18 protein-coding genes are annotated in these 19,156 nt (G+C 54.9%); all 18 read right to left on the bottom strand.

All coding sequences use genetic code 11. From position 1 onward, the window contains the following. On the bottom strand, positions 1 to 2,419 hold a 2,419-nt coding region (locus tag HGBM_RS26150; protein ID WP_035286184.1), incomplete at its 3' end, for a DNA translocase FtsK. An 86-nt stretch (positions 2,420 to 2,505) separates the two neighbouring features. Continuing rightward, positions 2,506 to 2,733, bottom strand: a complete 228-nt coding sequence (locus HGBM_RS00680; RefSeq protein ID WP_019119180.1) for a YlzJ-like family protein — start codon at positions 2,731 to 2,733, stop codon at positions 2,506 to 2,508. Next, complete coding sequence (locus tag HGBM_RS00675; protein WP_019119179.1) at positions 2,730 to 3,467, bottom strand: ClpP family protease; 738 nt, start codon at positions 3,465 to 3,467, stop codon at positions 2,730 to 2,732. The genes HGBM_RS00680 and HGBM_RS00675 overlap by 4 nt, the downstream gene beginning before the upstream one ends. A gap of 115 nt (positions 3,468 to 3,582) precedes the next feature. Beyond that, complete coding sequence (locus tag HGBM_RS00670) at positions 3,583 to 5,259, bottom strand: ribonuclease J (protein ID WP_019119178.1); 1,677 nt, start codon at positions 5,257 to 5,259, stop codon at positions 3,583 to 3,585. A gap of 244 nt (positions 5,260 to 5,503) precedes the next feature. Then, a complete protein-coding gene (gene dapA / locus HGBM_RS00665; RefSeq protein WP_026074105.1) occupies positions 5,504 to 6,379 on the bottom strand; it encodes a 4-hydroxy-tetrahydrodipicolinate synthase in 876 nt (291 codons plus the stop codon). Positions 6,380 to 6,425: 46 nt separating this feature from the next. Next, positions 6,426 to 7,649: an aspartate kinase gene (dapG, locus tag HGBM_RS00660; RefSeq protein WP_019119176.1), complete on the bottom strand. Its 1,224-nt coding sequence runs from the start codon at positions 7,647 to 7,649 to the stop codon at positions 6,426 to 6,428. 15 nt (positions 7,650 to 7,664) lie between these two features. Then, positions 7,665 to 8,705, bottom strand: coding sequence for an aspartate-semialdehyde dehydrogenase (locus HGBM_RS00655; RefSeq protein WP_019119175.1), 1,041 nt, complete (start codon positions 8,703 to 8,705; stop codon positions 7,665 to 7,667). 32 nt (positions 8,706 to 8,737) lie between these two features. Continuing rightward, positions 8,738 to 9,334: a dipicolinate synthase subunit B gene (locus HGBM_RS00650; protein ID WP_019119174.1), complete on the bottom strand. Its 597-nt coding sequence runs from the start codon at positions 9,332 to 9,334 to the stop codon at positions 8,738 to 8,740. Continuing rightward, entirely contained in the window at positions 9,331 to 10,230 is a 900-nt protein-coding gene (gene dpsA, locus HGBM_RS00645; protein WP_019119173.1) for a dipicolinate synthase subunit DpsA, read from the bottom strand. Before dpsA ends, HGBM_RS00650 begins: the two co-directional genes overlap by 4 nt. 86 nt (positions 10,231 to 10,316) lie before the next feature. After that, entirely contained in the window at positions 10,317 to 10,625 is a 309-nt protein-coding gene (locus tag HGBM_RS26145) for a YlmC/YmxH family sporulation protein (RefSeq protein ID WP_245552844.1), read from the bottom strand. A gap of 82 nt (positions 10,626 to 10,707) precedes the next feature. Beyond that, positions 10,708 to 11,964 (bottom strand): M16 family metallopeptidase, encoded by a 1,257-nt coding sequence (locus HGBM_RS00635; RefSeq protein WP_019119172.1) that lies wholly within the window; start codon positions 11,962 to 11,964, stop codon positions 10,708 to 10,710. Positions 11,965 to 12,091: 127 nt separating this feature from the next. Beyond that, positions 12,092 to 13,078 carry a polysaccharide deacetylase family protein gene (locus HGBM_RS00630; RefSeq protein WP_019119171.1) on the bottom strand — a complete coding sequence of 329 codons (987 nt, stop codon included), beginning with the start codon at positions 13,076 to 13,078 and terminating at the stop codon, positions 12,092 to 12,094. Positions 13,079 to 13,261: 183 nt separating this feature from the next. Continuing rightward, positions 13,262 to 15,385 carry a polyribonucleotide nucleotidyltransferase gene (locus HGBM_RS00625; RefSeq protein WP_019119170.1) on the bottom strand — a complete coding sequence of 708 codons (2,124 nt, stop codon included), beginning with the start codon at positions 15,383 to 15,385 and terminating at the stop codon, positions 13,262 to 13,264. Between the two features lie 127 nt (positions 15,386 to 15,512). Continuing rightward, a complete protein-coding gene (gene rpsO, locus HGBM_RS00620; protein WP_019119169.1) occupies positions 15,513 to 15,782 on the bottom strand; it encodes a 30S ribosomal protein S15 in 270 nt (89 codons plus the stop codon). Positions 15,783 to 15,918: 136 nt separating this feature from the next. Then, positions 15,919 to 16,860 carry a bifunctional riboflavin kinase/FAD synthetase gene (locus HGBM_RS00615; protein ID WP_019119168.1) on the bottom strand — a complete coding sequence of 314 codons (942 nt, stop codon included), beginning with the start codon at positions 16,858 to 16,860 and terminating at the stop codon, positions 15,919 to 15,921. A gap of 9 nt (positions 16,861 to 16,869) precedes the next feature. After that, complete coding sequence (truB, locus tag HGBM_RS00610; RefSeq protein ID WP_019119167.1) at positions 16,870 to 17,787, bottom strand: tRNA pseudouridine(55) synthase TruB; 918 nt, start codon at positions 17,785 to 17,787, stop codon at positions 16,870 to 16,872. Next, a complete protein-coding gene (locus tag HGBM_RS00605; RefSeq protein ID WP_019119166.1) occupies positions 17,780 to 18,778 on the bottom strand; it encodes a DHH family phosphoesterase in 999 nt (332 codons plus the stop codon). The genes truB and HGBM_RS00605 overlap by 8 nt, the downstream gene beginning before the upstream one ends. Continuing rightward, positions 18,775 to 19,134: a 30S ribosome-binding factor RbfA gene (gene rbfA / locus HGBM_RS00600; protein ID WP_026074104.1), complete on the bottom strand. Its 360-nt coding sequence runs from the start codon at positions 19,132 to 19,134 to the stop codon at positions 18,775 to 18,777. Before rbfA ends, HGBM_RS00605 begins: the two co-directional genes overlap by 4 nt. Positions 19,135 to 19,156 lie beyond the last annotated feature (22 nt).

The raw sequence follows: 19,156 nt of genomic DNA, 5'->3' as shown, positions 1-19,156 counted from the left end.
AAATATTACTTTCCGCTGAAGGACGCGGCAGGCGCACCTCGCGCGGTTTGCTTCCCTCGTATGGACCCACGATTCCTTGCGCCTCCATCATGTCAATCAAACGGGCCGCCCGGGTATATCCGACCCGAAGCCGCCTCTGCAATAGGGAAGCCGAGGCCGTCTGGGCTTCTGCGACGATCTGCACGGCTTGATCGTACAGTTCGTCATCGATCACTGTCTGTACTTCTTCCGCCGCTTCATCCGGGATCATCTCCTGGTTGTACTTCGCCTCTTGCTGCTGCTTGACGAAGCTGACCACCTCTTCGACTTCCTGATCGGAGACGAATGCCCCTTGGATGCGGACCGGTTTGGAAGCGCCCATCGGCAGAAACAGCATATCGCCGCGGCCAAGCAGCTTCTCCGCTCCGCCCATGTCGAGGATGGTGCGGGAATCCGCCATGGATGAAACCCCGAACGCAATCCGCGACGGAATATTCGCTTTGATCACGCCGGTGATGACGTCTACGGACGGACGCTGCGTAGCGATGATCAAATGGATCCCGGCTGCCCGGGCCATCTGTGCCAGCCGGCAGATCGCATCCTCTACGTCCCCGGGAGCCACCATCATCAAATCAGCCAGCTCGTCGACGATGACGACGATGTACGGCAGCGGACTGTCTGTTATCTGCTGGTTGTACATCTCGATGTTTCTGCTGCCCATCTTGGCAAACAGATTGTAGCGCCGCTCCATTTCGGCCACCACTTTTTTCAGCGCCACGGAAGCGCGGCGGGGATCGGTCACGACCGGCGCCAAAAGATGGGGAATCCCGTTGTAGACGTTTAACTCTACCATTTTCGGGTCAATCATCATCAATTTTACTTCATGCGGTTTTGCCTTAAATAGAATGCTCATAATCAAACCGTTAATGCAGACCGACTTGCCGCTTCCGGTAGCTCCGGCTACCAGCAGATGGGGCATTTTGGCCAGATCCGCGACAATCGGTTCGCCGGAGATGTCCCGCCCAAGCGCCACTGTCAGCTTCGCTGCGGCATCCCGGTAACTGCCCGATTCGAGCACTTCCCTAAGCGTCACCACGGCTACCTCGGTGTTGGGAACTTCGATCCCGATCGCCGACTTGCCGGGTATCGGCGCCTCGATACGAATGTCCTTGGCAGCCAGCGCCAACGCCAGGTCATCGGTCAAACTGACGATCCGGCTTACCTTCACCCCTGTCGCCGGCTGGACTTCGTAGCGGGTAACCGCAGGTCCGCGGTGCACCTCCGAGACGATCGCACTGACGCCAAAGCTTTTTAACGTGTGAACGAGCTTTGCCGCATTGGAGTTGTGGTCGACATCCTTCCCCCCGGCATGCGGTTTGGGACGGGCCAGCATCTGCAGATTGGGAATGACATATGTACTGTCTTCGCCGGCAGTCTGGAGCAGACTGTCGAATCCGCTGTCGGCGTTGTCATCCGCAGAGCCGTTTTGCGCCTCTGTGCGCCCCGGCTGTTTGGGCTTCACCTTTATCGTCAGGGTCGAATTCACCTGTGGCGGGGGGACAACCGCACCAGCCGCCTGCGGTTCGTGGTCCAGCCGCTCCGTAAAGTCCCGGATGACCGGAGCAACCGGTAAGGATTGGTTCTCCTCCTCTGCCGGTTCAGCCTCATCCCAGCCCGTTGCCGGAGAAGCGATGCCCTCGCTGTCAGGCGAAGCCTTTTCGTCTGCCGCCTTAACCTGTTCTGACAGTTTTTTCCGTTTTTCCTCCTGACGCTGTTTGCGCTTTTCTCCCTCTTCGGTCAGCAGCTGGACGGATTCCTTGATCGAATCTTTTGTCTTCCGGTATGTATTTTGCAGCTTTTCCTTGAAAAACAGCAGGATATCGACATAGGAAAGGTTGAAGATAAACATCAAACCGACCAGAAAGAGCAGTCCAATCAGCAAACCTGTGCCGACTATGCCAAACAGTCCTTGACTAAAAGCGAAGAGAACGGCTCCGATCATTCCGCCGGCTACCTCGGTGGTGGACACGTCCTGTTTGTGGTCGAGCATCAAATGGTCAAACGTCACGCGGATGATGCTCTGCCCGGCAAAGCTTCCGTTCGCCGTAATCTCCTTGTAGAACAGCAGGTGATCCCACGTCAGCACCGCCATAAAGATCAGCAGGCAGCCGAACAGCTGCGGCGTCAACCGCGGCGTCTTACGGGTAAACATCAGCCGCAGGGAAAAGGCGATCAACAGCAGCGGGATGACGAAATCCCACGAACCGGCGGCAAAGCGAAACAGAAAGCCGAGCACATTTTTTCCAAACCAGCCGCTTTTCCACAGCCCGATCAGGGATAACACAATAATAACAAGGCCCGTTAATTCCAAACGAAGGACTGAGGACCATGGCGTATGATTTTTTTTCTTCTGCCCATGGCACGCCTCCTTCCCTTGCACAGAATGAAAAGGCAGCCGAGAACATGCCGGCTGCGTCTCTTATCGAATCTAGTATACCACAGGAAAATAGAAGAAATACAGATAGTCTATGAGAAATCAGGGCGAAAGGCGATTTTTTGGCCGGGTGCGAAGCGCGGATTCAGATAGTCCTGCGGATCGGGGCTGATCAAGCGCACGATCTTGGCTTCGTATTGATTGACTGGCTCTACCAGCATCGTTACGGAGCCAAAGGTAACCTCGCGAATCACCTGCTTCTCTACCTGATCCATGTTTTCGAAGACAATGTCCAGCGGCATGGTCGTATAGAGGATCATTGCATCACCTGCTCGCTGCTGCGCACGCTGTCCATCAGTGCGTTTAATTTGGCGATCGCTTTGCCGAGGCCGCCCACTTCGTCAATCAACCCGTATTTCACCGCATCTGCGCCGATCACATTCGTACCGATGTCGCGCGTCAGCTCCCCGGTCCTCAGCATGAGGTCCTTGAATTTCTCTTCGGTGATTTTCGAATGGCGAGCGACGAACTGGATGACGCGATCCTGCATTTTGTCGAGGTATTCGAAAGTCTGCGGAACGCTGATGACCAAACCGGTCAGCCGGATGGGATGGATCGTCATCGTCGCCGTTTCCGTAATGAAGGAATATCGGCCTGCCACGGCAATCGGCACGCCGATACTGTGCCCGCCTCCCAACACGAGCGTCACCGCTGGCTTGGACAAAGAGGCGATCATCTCGGCGATCGCCAGCCCTGCTTCGACGTCTCCGCCGACCGTATTCAGGATCACCAAGACCCCTTCGATTTTCTTGTTCTGCTCGGCGGCGACCAACTGCGGAATGATATGCTCGTATTTCGTCGTCTTGTTTTGAGGAGGCAGCTGCACATGCCCTTCTACCTGTCCGATGATGGAGAGGCAGTAGATATTGCTTTCCAGCTGCGGCACGTTGGTTTGCCCCAACTGTGTGATCGTGTCCATGAGCCGCTTCTTCGAGTCGTCATTCCCGGGATTTTCGTCGGGTGCCGGCTGCGGCGGGTTGTCGTTCGTCGGCATTTCCATACCTCCTTTGCCAGAGCGTTATGCCCCTCATAGTATGGATTGCCAGTCGCCAAATCATGCATTTTTCTCCAATGCAAACAGGCAGCGAATGCCCGCTGCCTGCAGTCTCTTACACCTCCATGATGATCGGAAGGATCATCGGGCGCCTTTTTGTCTGTTCGTACAGATAGCGCCCCAACGCATCTTTCACGTTGTTCTTCAAAGAGGACCATTCATTTACATTTTCATCCATGCATTTTTGCAGTGTTTGGGTGACAAGGCGATTTGCTTCATCAAGCAGTTCCTCCGATTCACGGACGTAGACAAATCCGCGAGAGATGATATCCGGACCGGATAGAATCGTGCCATTTTGTTTGCTGAGTGTAACAACAACCACCAGTATTCCGTCTTGTGATAGTAATTTGCGGTCACGCAATACGATATTCCCTACATCGCCAACACCCAGTCCGTCGATCAACACGTTTCCGGAAGGCACCTTTGGCCCGTAGCGGGCTACGCCGCCCGAAATTTCGACTGTATCCCCATTGTCCAGCAGGAAGATGTTGTCCGGTTCAATCCCGACTTGTTCTGCGAGGATGCTGTGCATCCGCAGCATGCGAAATTCGCCGTGGATGGGTATAAAGTACTTCGGTTTGATTAAATTGAGCATCAGCCGCAGGTCTTCCTGACTGCCATGACCAGAAACGTGAACCGTACCGTTAGGACCGTGTCCGCCATAAATGACATCTGCCCCCGCCCGATAGAGCTGATCGATCGTCCGGGCGACGTACTTTTCGTTTCCAGGAATCGGTGTTGCTGCAATAACAACTGTGTCACCTGGCAGGATGTCTATTTTCCGATGGGCGGATCGGGCCATGCGGGTGAGCGCGGACATCGGCTCTCCCTGACTTCCTGTAGACAGTATGACAACTCTTTCGGCTGGAAGCTTGTTTATTTCTTCCGGTTCCACAATGATCCCGTTCGGAACGTGCAGATAACCCAGGTCCATGCTGATGTTCATCACGTTTACCATGCTGCGTCCGACTACGGTTACTTTTCGATTGTGCTCCACCGCAGCATCGATCACCTGCTGGATGCGATGAACGTTGGAGGCAAAGGTAGAAATAATAATCCTTCCCGTCGCCTTGAGAAACACATCCCGCAGCGCCGCACCTACGGTTCGCTCCGAAGCCGTAAAGCCAGGCCGTTCGGCATTGGTGCTGTCTGAAAGCAGACACAGCACGCCGCGCTCTCCGATCTGAGCCATCTTGGCTATGTCAGCGTTTTGATTGTTGACCGGCGTCATGTCAAACTTGAAATCGCCTGTGTGAACAATCGTGCCTTCCGGAGTTTCTACACAGACGCCAACAGAATCGGGAATGCTGTGATTTGTTCGAAAAAACGTGGCCTTGAGTCTTCCAAGGGTAATCTCTGAGTCTCCATTGATAAGATGACGCTTGGTTTCATTCAGTATGCCCGCTTCTTTCAGTTTTGCTTCGATGAGTCCCAGAGTGAGTTTGGTTGCGTATACGGGTACGTTGAGGTGTCGCAAAACGTAGCTTAAACCGCCGATGTGATCCTCATGCCCGTGCGTAATGATAATTCCGCGTACTTTTTCGCGGTTTTCCTCGAGGTACGTGATATCTGGTATGACCATGTCGATTCCCAGCATTTCTTCTTCAGGGAATTTTAGGCCAGCATCAATAACGACGATGTCGTCATCAGCTTGAATCACGTACATGTTTTTCCCAATTTCGCCTACTCCGCCCAGGGCGAAAATGAGAACTTGATGATTGGACTTCGCCAAATTCTTACCTCCTATATTTAGTTGTCGTTACACTTACTAAACCGCCCCAAATCACTTAGATATATTATACCCGATCATAAAAAGAAAAAACAAGAACAATACAACGTCAGAATGTCCTGATGACAGGAGAATTTGAAGCTCGTCCTGTTCGTCAGGCCGCTCCGGCGAATCTGCTTGATGCTTCCACACCGATAAAAAAAACGCTTCCGATGCGCATCGGAAGCGTTGAGACACTCTTGTTTGTCTATACGTTGTCAGAGAGGAGTGAATGGATAAAGGCCCGTTCCTCATCGCTGGGCGGGACGAGGGGCAGCCTGACCCCGCCGACAGCTACGCCCATCTTCTCGAGGGCGGTCTTCGTCGGCACCGGGCTGGGAAAAGCGAACAGCCCTTCAAAAACGGGCAGCAGCTTTCGATGGAGTGCCGCTGCGGCATCCATTTTTCCGGCAAAGAAAGCACGTATCATTTCCTGCATCTGCGCTCCGACAATGTGGCTGGCTACGCTGACCACTCCTACTCCGCCGATTGACAGAACCGGCAAGGTGAGACCGTCATCGCCGCTGTATACTTCAAAGCCTTCCGGCGCATGCTCGATGATCTTTGCGATTTGCGACAGGTTGCCGGATGCTTCCTTCACGCAGACGACATTGGGCAGTTTCGCCAGGCGCAGGGTCGTTTCCGCCGTCATGTTCACCGCTGTTCTTCCCGGTACATTGTACAGCATGACAGGCAGCCGGGTCGACTCTGCGAGTGCTTTGAAGTGCTGGTACAGCCCCTCCTGGGATGTCCGGCTGTAATACGGGGCGACAAACATGACGGCGTCCACTCCGGTAGCCTCGGCAGCCTGGGTAAAGGCGATGCTGGAAGCCGTATCATTGCTCCCGGTACCGGCAATCACCTTGCAGCGCCCGTTCACATACTGGACAACATGGCGAAACAGCGCCAGTTTCTCTTCTGCTGACAGCGTCGGCGACTCGCCTGTCGTGCCGCTTACTACCAGTGCATCGGTACCGGTCGACAGAAGGTGGTCAATCAAGCGCTCGGTTTTTTCAAAATCAATCTGTAATTGCTGGTCAAAAGGAGTGACCATTGCTGTAGCCAATCGGCCAAAAAGTGCCACGATTTCATTCATCCTTTCTCTACACTATAGTGGTACAGCGTACCGGTTATCCGCTTAGATGGAGTTGAAATTGGCGATGCAAGGATCGGACAGCTTTCACCATGTCTACTTGGCGCACCAGTACCCAGATTGTAGTGTGGGAGTCTGCTGATTGTAGTATTTGAATATCCTCGCTTGTTAACGCTTCGACGATCTGCGCCATGACGCCTGGCACCCCCGCGATTCCCGCGCCAATAACGGATACTTTGGCACAGCCCGGAAGGATTTGCGGTTCGTAATCCATGCCGTTCAGAATCTTCGCAGCCTTCTCTCCCATCCTGTCGTGGACCGTGTACGCGACACAGCTCGGATTGACATTGATAAAATCAACGCTGATTCCGTTGGTCGCCATCGCTTTAAAGACCTGAAGCTGGGTATCGTACCTGCCTTCCTTGGAAAACACCTTGATCTGGGTGATGTTGGGCACGTGGGCAATCCCCATGATCAGGCGGTCGTGAACCGTGATGTTCCGCTTCTCTATGTCGTGCAAACTGGTGACCATCGTGCCGTCGTCATCCGTAAAAGTAGAGCGGACACGGATCGGCACGTTGCCTTGCATGGCGATCTCCACCGCTCGCGGGTGGATCACCTTGGCGCCCAGATGTGCCATGTTGCAAATCTCCGTGTAGGTAACGGTCGACAGCGGTTGGGCTTCTTTCACAATCCGCGGATCGGCCGTCATAATTCCGTTCACGTCCGTAAAGATATCGACCATCTCCGCCCGCAGCGCAACACCCAGCGCCGTCGCTGTCGTATCGCTTCCCCCGCGGCCGAGCGTCGTGATCTCCCAATCCGCGGTGCGCCCCTGGAAGCCGGGAACGATGACGACATAGCCGCGCTCAAGCTCTTGGAGTATACGCCCCGGATTGACGGAATTGATCTGTGCATCCGTGTATTCGTCCGAAGTAATGATGCTCGCCTGGCCGCCGGTCAAAATCGTGGCCTTGATGCCGCGCGACTGGAGCAGGCTGCACATGACGGAAGCAGAGATGATCTCGCCGGTGTGAAGCAGTAAATCCGTCTCCCGTGGAGGAAGAGAGTCGCCGTTTTGCGAAATGAGTTGAAGCAGGGAATCCGTGGCGTAAGGATCACCTTTTCGTCCCATGGCGGAAACGACAACCACTAACGCGTAACCTTCCTTGATCGATCGTTCCACGTGATGCAGCGCTCTGTTACGGCATTCTTCGGTCGTCAGTGATGACCCACCAAACTTTTGGACGAGAATTTTCATCAAAGATCCTCTCTCCTATTGTCTCGCCTTCAGCAATTCCTCGGCGATTTGGACAGTGTTCCAGGCCGCTCCTTTCAGCAGGTTGTCGGATACAATCCACATGTGCAGACCGCGCGGGTGGTTGAGATCACGCCGCACTCGGCCGACAAAGACGTCCAGCTTGCCTACGGCATCAGTCGCGAGGGGATAGCGCTGCTCCTCCGGCGAATCGACCAGCACGACGCCGGGGGCATCGGCGAGCAGCGCCTTGACATCCTCCAGCTGGTACTCTTCTTTCAGTTCGACGTAAACCGACTCGCTGTGGCCGCTGACGACGGGTATCCGCACACAGGTAGCGGCTACCTGGATGGAATCATCTCCAAATATCTTCTTGGTCTCATTCACCATTTTCATTTCTTCAAAGGTAAAGCCGTTATCCGTAAATACATCGATTTGCGGAATTGCATTAAAGGCGATCTGATGGTGAACCGGCAGTTTGCTTACCGGGAGAATTTTCGCCTCCGGCTGTTTTCCTGCCAGGACATCGGCACTCTGGGTGAGCAATTCCTGTATCGCGGAAGCCCCGGCACCAGAGACGGCTTGATAAGTGGAGACGATCACCCGGTCTATACCATAACGGTCATACAAGGGTTTCAAAGCGGCAACCATCTGAATGGTCGAGCAGTTCGGATTGGCGATAATTCCTTTATGCTGCAGAGCCGCATGCATGTTGACTTCCGGAACGACCAGCGGGACGTCAGGTTCCATCCGAAAAGCGCTGGTATTGTCTATGACGACCGCTCCGTGAGCGACGGCGTGCGGCACCAGTTCCTTGCTGATTGCTCCTCCGGCGCTGAACAAAGCAAAATCCACCCCGGCAAAGCTTTCCGGTTTCGCTTCTTCAATGGTGATGTCCTGGCCTTTAAAGCGGACGGTCTTGCCTGCCGACCTCCCGGATGCGAGCAATTTCAGCTGGGCAATCGGAAAATTGCGCTCCTCCAAAAGCGAGACCATTTGCTGTCCCACTGCTCCTGTCGCACCTACCACTGCGACGTTTACCTTCGTCTGGTTCTCCATCTTTTCCTCTCCTCCTATGACACAAACAAAATCTAACAGTTGAATCTTTCTATTAGCAAAGGCTGCAATTGACGCCCCTCCAGGGCTGCCTCGCATGAGTCTTTGATCAAGTCCATGTGAGCCACCAGTGAAGTAGGCTTTTTGTCAGGTGCATCCTGGCCAAACGGAACGAAGTAAATGTTTTTTGCGTTGAGCAATTTTCCGATGTTCATGGCATTGAGGCCAAGTCCGTCATTCGTGGAAATGGCAATGACTACGGGACGCAGGTTGCGCATCGTCGCCTTTGCCGCCATCAACACGGGGCTGTCCGTAATCGCATTAGCCAAACGGCTGGTGGAATTTCCTGTACAAGGGGCAATGACCATCACATCCAGCAGTTTGGACGGGCCCAGCGGTTCCGCTTCGGGAATTGTCGAGATGATCTTCTCACCCGTAATCTCCATCAACTGTTTTTGCCATCTTTCAGACGTTCCAAAACGCGTATCCGTCGACATCAGCGTATGCGTTACGATCGGAATGACCCTTGCCCCCGCGTCGACCAGCCACCGGATTTGCGGCATCGTCTCCTCAAAGGTGCAATGGGATCCGGTTAATCCCCAGCCGATTGTTTTGCCACTCAGGTTGCTCATGATGGTTCCCCCCGGTCCTTGGATTGATCCGCAATCAGGCGGGACACCGTGTTGGCGATGATCTGTCCAGCCGTTTTGGGAGCAACGATTCCGGGTAACCCAGGTGCCAGGAGTGCCTTGATCCCTCGTCTTTCAGCGTATCGAAAGTCTGTTCCGCCCGGCTTGGAAGCCAGGTCAATGATCAGCGTGGCCTGCGGCATCTGTGCGATCACTTCAGCGGTAATTACCAACTGAGGTATCGTGTTGAAGATGATATCAGCATTTGCAACTTGCGGTCGCAGCTCACTTAGATGAAACGGAGTGAGACCCATTTCATGAATCCTTGCCATGTGCTCCGGACGTCTGGCACCTACCCGAACGCGGGCACCGAGAGCATGAAGGCTGCGGGCCAGGGACATTCCCGTCCTGCCGAGTCCAAGCACGATCACCTGTGAACCGTGGATCGTAATGTCCGTGTTTTGGATTGCCATCATGAGCGCGCCTTCTACGGTCGGGATAGAGTTGTAGATGGCCACTTCATCTCGGTCGAGCAATTCTACCAGAGTGATTTGCTGTCTCAACAAGAGTGTTTTCAGGTATGATTTCGCCATGCCCGTATAGACGACGCAGTGCTTCTTTAGGCAGGCGGCATGCTCACTGAGAAACTGCAGCGGTTTTGAACAGAAAACACTCTCGACGAATCCGTCATTATCTGTGCCGACAATAGGCAGGATAAGTGCGTCCACGTCTTTTAACACATCGCATGTTAAAGGTTTTTTCGTTGCCCCGGTAAAACTGCTCTCCAGGTTGTCGAAGCCGATCAGCGTTACAATCGCGTCTAGTTGAATGCACTTTTTGATGACTTCCAACTGGCGGGCGTCACCCCCGATGAAGGCAACATGAATACCCGTTAGCATGCTGTGTTCCCCTTTCCAAACATTTTACTGCATAAACGGTGAAACGCAAATGGTTTTTCCTAGGGCAGAGGGTTTCCCGGAAATCGTTACGGTCTACCCCATCCTATTCGCCGCCAGATCGTCCGGTGACAATCGTCGTCTATGATAGGTGATCGGCATGCCCGCGAAGCGAGACAATCAGCGTATCCGGACCGATCTTGACGATGTTTTTTCCACGGGATGACAAAGTCCTCACGGCGCTTCCCCCAGCCGAAAAAAGAACTGCCCGGCAGGACGATCGCCGATATTTCACCCGTACCGGGATCAATTTCCAGATCGGAATTTCGCAATTCTCCCATTCTCTCGCCGTTGTCAAGGCCGATAATCTCCTTGTTGCAAATTTCGCTAAACCGCATGCTTCCGCCCCCTTTCTCCCTTACACAATAAGATTTATACTGCCATATTGCGAAAAAAATCCGGTCTTGGCCCGGATTATTTCTACTTGATCAGTACATCGTTCTGCACATTGGCTGGGAACTGTTCCAGCGGACTTACCATCGCAATCGCCAGCTGGTTGTGAAACAGCTGTCTTGCTGCCGCCAGTACGGAGTCATGGGTGACGGCGTCGATTTTTTCCGTCATTTGGTCGAGGCTGAGGTGGCGGCCAAGCAGCAGTTCATTTTTGCCCAAGCGGCTCATCCTGCTGTTCGTGCTCTCCAGGCTGAGCATCAGGCTCCCTTTCAACTGTTCCTTTCCCTTGCTGAGCTCCTTGGCGGTAATTCCGCGTTCGCTGACATCGCGCAGGATGCTCGTGACGATGTCAAACACCTGTCCGACCTGTTCGGGCGCGGTTCCCGCATAGACGGTAAACATCCCCGTTTCCTTGTACGCCGTGTGGTAAGAGTAGACGGAGTAGGCAAGGCCCCGCTCTTCGCGGATCTCCTGAAAAAGCCGTGAGCTCATGCTGCCTCCGAGCACATTGTTCAGCAAAATCAGCGAGTAGATATCGTCATGCCCGGCCTGAAAGCCTGGTAGCGACAAGCAGAGATGCGCTTGTTCCGTCGCCTTGTGACGGGCGATGGTTCTGGCGACAAACGCCGGCTGTTCCACCCGGGCCGGCTCGCCTGGACGCCTGTATCGTCCAAAGCGCCGCTTGATCTCCTCGATCAGGCGATCGTCGAAATTGCCGGCTACCGCTACCACCGTATTGTCCGGCGTGTAGCGCTGATCGATGTAGCGGACCAGGTCATCCCGTGTCAAGCTGCGCAGCACACCTTCCGTGCCGAGGATGGAATACCCGAGCGGATGGTCAGCGAAGCTGGCGCGCGCAATCAAATCGTGGACCAGATCGTCGGGAGTATCCTCATACATGCTGATCTCCTCAATGACGACATTCTTCTCCTTCTCCAGCTCGCCGTTGTCAAACACGGAGTGAAAGTACATATCGGCCAACACGTCTAGGGCGAGCATCGCGTGCTGATCGAGCACCCGGGCGTAGTAGCAGGTGTACTCTTTGGAGGTAAAGGCATTCACATTGCCGCCGATCTCATCAAAAGCCTCCGCAATCTCCTTTGCGGAACGGGTTTCGGTTCCTTTAAAAAACATATGTTCAAGAAAATGGGAAATCCCGTTATTGCTCTCCTGCTCGAATTTTGATCCGGTTCCCACCCATATGCCAAGCGCAACCGAACGCACGGAAGGAATTTGCTCCGTCACGATGCGCAGGCCGTTTCCACAGTCATGTCTTTGAATCACGCAGATCCTCCTCTATGTACCAAGCTGGGGCCGCACAGCACCGATGCCCCAAAAGATGCCAACGATCGAGATAAACACGTTTAACTATAACAAACTTCGCGGGTCACTACAACCTTCCCCGGAGTATCTACGGCACATCAAGCCGATTGCTGGATATGACTTCGGATACCGTCATCGGCGCGATCCCCTCGGCTTTTGCCATTTTAATCAGCTGCTCGAGAGCGGACGAGGAGGAGGCTGTCGGATGCATCAGGACGAGGACGCCGTTGTCCATTTTTTTGCGGACCCGCTCGATTACCGTGCTGACAGGCGGATTTTGCCAATCAATCGTATCGGCCGTCCACATGATCGTCTTCATCTGGAATTCGTTTGCCGCAATGTCCACCACTTGCTGATTGAAGGCGCCGGACGGAGGAGCAAACAGCGTCGGCCGTATGCCGATCGCATCTTCTATCACCTTCTGTGTTCTACCGATCTCTTCGCGGATCCGCTGGCTGCCAATCGCGCTCATGTCCGGATGGGAGTAGGCGTGATTGCCGATTTCATGTCCGTGTTTGGCAATTTCCTTTGCCAACTCCGGATTCCGTTTGACCCAGGAACCGTCGAGAAAAAACGTCGTTTTGATCTTGTAGCGATCCAGCGTCTTGAGCATCGGTTCCAGGTACTCGTTGCCCCAAGCCACATTAATCATAAAACAGATCGCCGGTTTTTTCGGATTGCCGCGGTAGACGGGATTGGGTCCAAGCTGCTCGAGCGTGACGCTGGGCGGCACTTCCTTGTACACCAACTGGTCCGGGGTGGTCATGCCCGTCGATCGCATCTGCCGGATCGACGCCTCAACGTCGACCAACCGTCCATTGTAGCCGGGGACAGCCGCCTTCCACGCCGGATCGAGCTTGGCGTCAATCGGCTGCTCGTCCTTCTGCTGCTTCCACTCCAGCACCTGCCTGCGCAGCGGATCGTCCTGGCCGGCCGGCTGTGCAGATTGGTCGACGCTTGTCTCCCGTTTGATCACACTGACGTATCCATCAATCGGATCTGAATTGACCGCCGCATAGAGAAAAAAAGCCCAGATGACACCTGCAGCTACCAATTTTCCCGTCTGTCTGTTCATCGTACCACCCTTCCGCTCTCCCAAACATTCGTACAAAGCTGCATACACCCTTTGTCCAAATGTATGAACCGGGAGGCGGAGGTAGAAGCAAAAAACGCCAAAAGCTGCGCAAAGAAAAAAGCTTTGCCTACTCGAAGCGTTAAACTCGTGTAGCGAAGCTTTTCGTTTTGTCCCTATTCTGTTTTACTCAGCCTTTGCCGGAGTGCCTGCAGCCGCCTGCTCCTCCTTCAGTACCGCTTTGCGCGACAGATTCACCCGGCCCTGATCGTCAATCTCCGTCACCTTGACGAGAATTTGATCGCCGACTTGAACGACGTCTTCCGTTTTGCCTACCCGCTCGATGGCCAGCTGGGAAATGTGGCACAGCCCTTCTTTCCCGGCGAACAGTTCGACAAACGCACCGTATTTTTCCACGCGCTTCACTGTTCCCAGGTAGGTTTGGCCAACCTGCACTTCGCGTACGAGATCTTCGATGATACTCTTCGCCCGCTGGTTAGCTTCCGCATTGACGGAGGCAATAAAGACGCGGCCATCCTGTTCGATATCGATCTTCACGCCGGTCTCTTCGATGATTTTGTTGATCACGCGCCCCTGCGGCCCAATTACGTCGCGAATCTTGTCCGGATTGATCGTCATCGTGAGAATCTTCGGCGCGTACGGCGACAGCTCCTTGCGCGGTTCCGGGATCGTCTCGAGCATCTTTTGAAGGATGAACATGCGGCCTTCTCTCGCCTGCGTCAGCGCCTGCTCCAGAATCTCGCGGTTGATCCCCTCGATCTTGATATCCATCTGCAGGGCGGTTACGCCTTTTGCCGTACCGGCTACCTTGAAGTCCATGTCACCGAGGTGGTCCTCCATCCCCTGGATGTCAGTCAAAATGGAGAACTGCTTGCCCTCCGCATCCATGATCAGCCCCATCGCGATCCCCGCTACCGGCGCCTTAATCGGCACACCGGCATGCATCAAGGCGAGCACGCTGGCGCAAATGGACGCCTGTGAAGTGGAACCGTTCGATTCGATCACTTCTGACACGAGGCGAATCGTGTACGGAAACTCGTTCTCGGAAGGGATGATCGGCTCGATCGCCCGCTCGCCAAGTGCACCGTGACCGATTTCGCGGCGGCCAGGAGGACGCAGCGGACGCGCTTCCCCTACGCTGTACGGCGGAAAGTTGTAGTGATGCATAAAGCGCTTTGACTCTTCCAAGCCGAGGCCGTCGAGAATCTGCACATCACCGAGGGCGCCCAAGGTACAGACGCTCAGCGCTTGTGTTTGCCCGCGGGTAAACAGGCCGGAACCGTGCGTTCTGGGCAGGATGCCCACTTCACAGGAAATCGGGCGAATCTCATTGAGAGCTCGGCCGTCCGGGCGAATTTTTTCATGGGTGATCAAGCGGCGAACTTCTTCTTTGACGATGTCGTGCAGGACTTCGGCAATGTCGGCGGCTTGATCGGGAAATTCCTCGGCGAAATGGGCCTGGGTCTCGGCATTGACGGCCTCGATGGCGTCGGCCCGGGCCTGCTTTTCTTCAATGCGGATGGCTTCGCGCAGTTTGGCGTCAGCATATGCGCGGACAGCTTCATTGATCGCGGGATCGATCTGGTGCAGGACAACCTGCATTTTCGGTTTGCCGATTTCCTCGACGATTTTCTGCTGGAAGTCGATCACTTGCTGGATGACGCTGTGGCCGAACATGATCGCCTCGAGCATCACCTCTTCCGGCACCTCGTTTGCACCCGCTTCTACCATGTTGATCGCGTCGCGGGTTCCTGCCACCGTCAGGTGAATGTCGCTTTTTTCCGCTTCGGCAATCGTCGGGTTAATAACGAATTTCCCGTCGATTCGGCCGACGATGACACCGGCGATCGGTCCTTTGAAGGGAATCTCAGACACGCAGAGAGCGGCCGAGGTGCCGATCATGGCAGCGATTTCCGGTGAACAGTCCTGGTCGACGGAGAGGACGGTATTGACCACCTGTACGTCGTTGCGGAAGCCTTCCGGGAACAGCGGACGAATGGGCCGGTCGATCAACCGGCTGGCCAGGATCGCCTTCTCGCTTGGCCGCCCCTCCCGCTTGATGAAGCCGCCAGGAATTTTTCCGACTGCGTACAACCGCTCCTCGTAATTGACGGTGAGCGGAAAGAAATCGAGATCTTTTGGTTCTTTTGAAACGGTGACAGCCGAGAGAATCGCAGTCTCACCGTAGCGAACCAGGACCGAACCTTGCGCCTGCTTGGCCATTTTGCCAAACTCAAGCGTTAGTTTTCGGCCTGCCAGTTCAAAATCGTATGTACGGTATTGCTCCATTTTGCTAGCAGTCCTCCTTTGAGACAGTTCTGATATTTGTTTTTCTGCTTTGACGTATTATTTCCTGCTGCCATAGAAATAAAAAGCCGAAAAGAAAAAGCGGGTCTCCCCGCTTTTTCCGTTGCTATTAGCGACGCAGACCCAGTTTGTCTACCAGCGTACGGTAACGGGCAACGTCTTGGTTTTTCAAGTAATTTAACAAGTTACGGCGTTGACCAACCATTTTCAACAAACCACGACGGCTGTGGTGGTCTTTCTTGTGCGTGCGCAAATGCTCGTTCAAGTTGTTGATGTTCTCGGTCAGAATCGCAATCTGCACTTCCGGCGAACCGGTGTCGCTTTCGTGCGTGCGGAATTCATTGATCAACTGTGTCTTGCGTTCTTGTGAAATCGCCATCTCAACTCACCTCCCTACAAAAATCCCCAACAGCCGAGTCTCCGCCGGTGAGAGTCGGTAAACCAAGCTGTGGTTGGCACAACAACAAAGAGATTATAGCACAAGGGTTTGGCAGAAGTAAAGAATTTCTGCTGGCTTAAAACGCTTCCGTCGCCAGGCGCCGCCGGGCCTGCGCCACATCCTGTTCAATCTGGGCAATCAGCGACTCCACCCCGGCAAATTTCTGCTCGTCCCGCATGAAAAAGAGAAATTCCACTTCGACTTCTTTTCCGTAGATGTCCTCGTCAAAGTCGAACAAGTGAACTTCCAGCGACTTTTGCTTCTTTTCCAGCTCGAATGTGGGCTTGATGCCGACGTTCATCACACCGTGATAAGTCCTTCCTTCGAGTGTAAAGCGGACGCCGTAGACGCCGTTTTTCCCGATCAGATACGGCCTGTCTACCCGGATGTTGGCTGTCGGAAAACCGATCTGACGACCGCGCTTGTCCCCGTGAACGACCGTGCCTTTCACCTTGTACGGCCTGCCCAGCAGGAGGCGTGCCTGTTCGACGTCCCCGTCGTGCAGGTATTCGCGAATGACCGTGCTGCTCACCTTTTCACCAAGGCGGTTGACCGGTCCGATGATGTCCAGCCCGTACCGTCCAGCGCTCTTTTCCTGCAGCGTAAGGGCCGTTCCCATCCCCCGGTAGCCAAAGGTATAGTCAAACCCGACGACGACGTGCTTGACCTGGAGCGGAAGCAGGAACTCGTTAATGAAATCTTCCGGATAAATCGACGAAAAGGGAATGTCAAACGTGACGATATAGACGATATCTACGCCCATTTTTTCGATCTGTTCCAACTTTTCTTCAAGCGGTGTCAAATAGCGAGTATACCCCGTTTGACCCAGCACTTCCCGCGGATGCGGATCGAATGTCATCACGGCGCTCCGCCAGCCGCTCAATGCCGCCACGTCAATCGCCTTCTGAATCACGCGGCGATGCCCGATGTGCACACCGTCGAAATAGCCCAGCGCCAGGGAACAAGGGCCAGCGTCAAGCACGGCTGGCAAAGGGTATGAGAGTCGAATCGTTTTCACTTTCCCACCTCAAGACTGAAAGACTTTTTCTGCTTTGGCAAAAGGCCCACGTGGCCCCATGCAAACCCGGTGGATCCCGAGCAGCGCATCGCCCGCGTACAGCCGAATCAGGGTTCCTTCCGGATACTCCGCGTTGAGCAAAGCCGTTTCCAATCCATTCAAGACTGCTTTTCGGCGATGCTCCGGGACCTCCCAGCGGGGCAGAAACGAAAGCGCCTCATCGATGCTGACCAGTACCCCGGACAGGTCTTCTCCGCCTTGCCGCAGGGTTTCGAGGGACTCCAGCGTGACTGCTTGCTCCAACCGAAACGAGCCGCTCTCGACCCGGACCAGCCGGGCCATATGGGCAGGATAGCCCAGGGCGGCGCCCAGGTCAACACAGAGGGTGCGGATGTACGTGCCCTTGGAGCAGCGGCAGTAAAATGAAATGTCGATTGAATCGGCATAGTCAATATGGTGCAGCAGCAGTTGGTAAATCGTCACCTTGCGGGGCGCTCTTTCCACCACCTGTCCCTGCCTTGCGAACTGGTGCAGCCGTTTGCCGTTTACTTTTACCGCCGAGTACATCGGCGGAACCTGCTCGATCTCTCCGGTAAACTGCTCGAACAGGGAACGAACGCGTTCGGGGGTAATCGCCGATGGATCCACGGGACTGACATCGATCGCTTCTCCCGCCGCGTCTTCAGTCGTCGTCGACATGCCGAGCCGCAGGACCGCCTCATACGCTTTCGGCAAATCCTGCAGGTATTCGACGATCCGCGTCGCCTTGCCGATGCAGATCGGCAGGACGCCCGTCACGTCCGGGTCAAGCGTCCCGATGTGGCCCACCTTCTTGGTTTGAAACAAGCGGCGTACGCGGGACACGCAGTCGTGTGAGGTCATCCCCGCCGGTTTATGTAAGATGAGAACACCGCTTGGATCAGTCACAAAGCCCCACTCCTGCCAGCGCCTCGCCGAGCTTGGCGAGCACGAGCCCTTCCGCCTGCTCCAGGCCGCCCTTGAGCGTACAGCCCGCGGCGCGAGCGTGACCGCCGCCTCCAAGGCTTTTGGCGATCTCGGCGACGTCGACAAGACTGCGGGAGCGAAGGCTTACCTTGACGACCCCAGGCGCGTTTTCCGTCAGCAGGACGCCGACCTCTACTCCCTCGATATTGCGCCCGTAGTTGACCAGGCCGCTCAGGTCGTCTGGCGCAGCGTTCGTTTCTGCCAGATCGGCATGACTCACTTTCAGTGCGGCAACCCGGTTGTTGTAGTGAAGAGACAGCGCCCCGAGAGCCCTCTTAAGCAGGTGCACGTGCTCCAGCGTGATTGATTCAAGACAGCGTTCTGCGATCTCGCCCGGCTTGATGCCGTAGGCAAGCAGGCGGGCAGCAATCTCCATCACGCGGGATGTGGTGTTGGAATAGCGAAATCCTCCCGTATCGGTAAGCAAACCCGTGTAGAGGCAGGTGGCGATCGATTCGTCTATGGGAAACTGGCCGGCGGCCGCCAGTTCGTATATAATCTCCGCAGTAGCAGCGGCATCCGTGCGGATGACGTTCACCTGACCGAAGCGGTCGTTGGTGGGATGATGATCGATGTTGACGATCCGGGCGTCCGGCGAAAGCAAGGAAGCCGCCTCGCCAATCCGTTTGGAATCTGCGGCGTCAACGGCAATGACGTGGGAAAACATCCTGCCCAGCGGCTGCTCCCGGAGGTTGACAATCCGTTCACACCCCGGCAAAAAACCGAATTTCGCTGGTGTCTCCCCTTCGTTAACCAACGTACAGCGCTTGCCCAACTGCTCCAGCATCAATCCGACTGCCAGAGCCGATCCTGTCGTATCGCCGTCCGGACTGACGTGGGAGATAATCAGGAAGTCGTCGTGTTCCCGCATAAACCGGGCAGCATCCTGAAGCTCAGCGGTGTACTCGCTCATCCCTTGTCCTCCTCTTGAACGGATATCTTGCGCAGGATGGACTCGATCTTATTGCCGTAGTCGATGGATTCATCCAATTTAAAAATGAGATCGGGCACGTGGCGCAGCTGGATCCGCCGGCCGATCTCCGTGCGCAGGTAACCCTTGGCCTTCTGCAGTCCGGCAAGGCTCGCTTCCCGCTGCTCAGGGCTGCCAAATACGCTGACGAAGACTTTTGCCTGCTGCAGATCGTTCGTCACTTCCACTCCGGTTACCGTGACAAAGCCGATGCGAGGATCCTTCATCCCTCGCTGCAGGATAAGGCTAAGCTCTTTTTTGATTTCCTCCCCCACGCGGTTCATTCTCGTTTTATTCATGCTCATGTTCGTTCACCTCCAG

This window comes from Brevibacillus massiliensis (assembly GCF_000311785.1).
GTDB lineage: Bacteria > Bacillota > Bacilli > Brevibacillales > Brevibacillaceae > Brevibacillus_C > Brevibacillus_C massiliensis.
The sequence above is the reverse complement of the archived record's forward strand: the minus strand, read 5'-3'. Positions and strand labels throughout refer to the sequence as shown.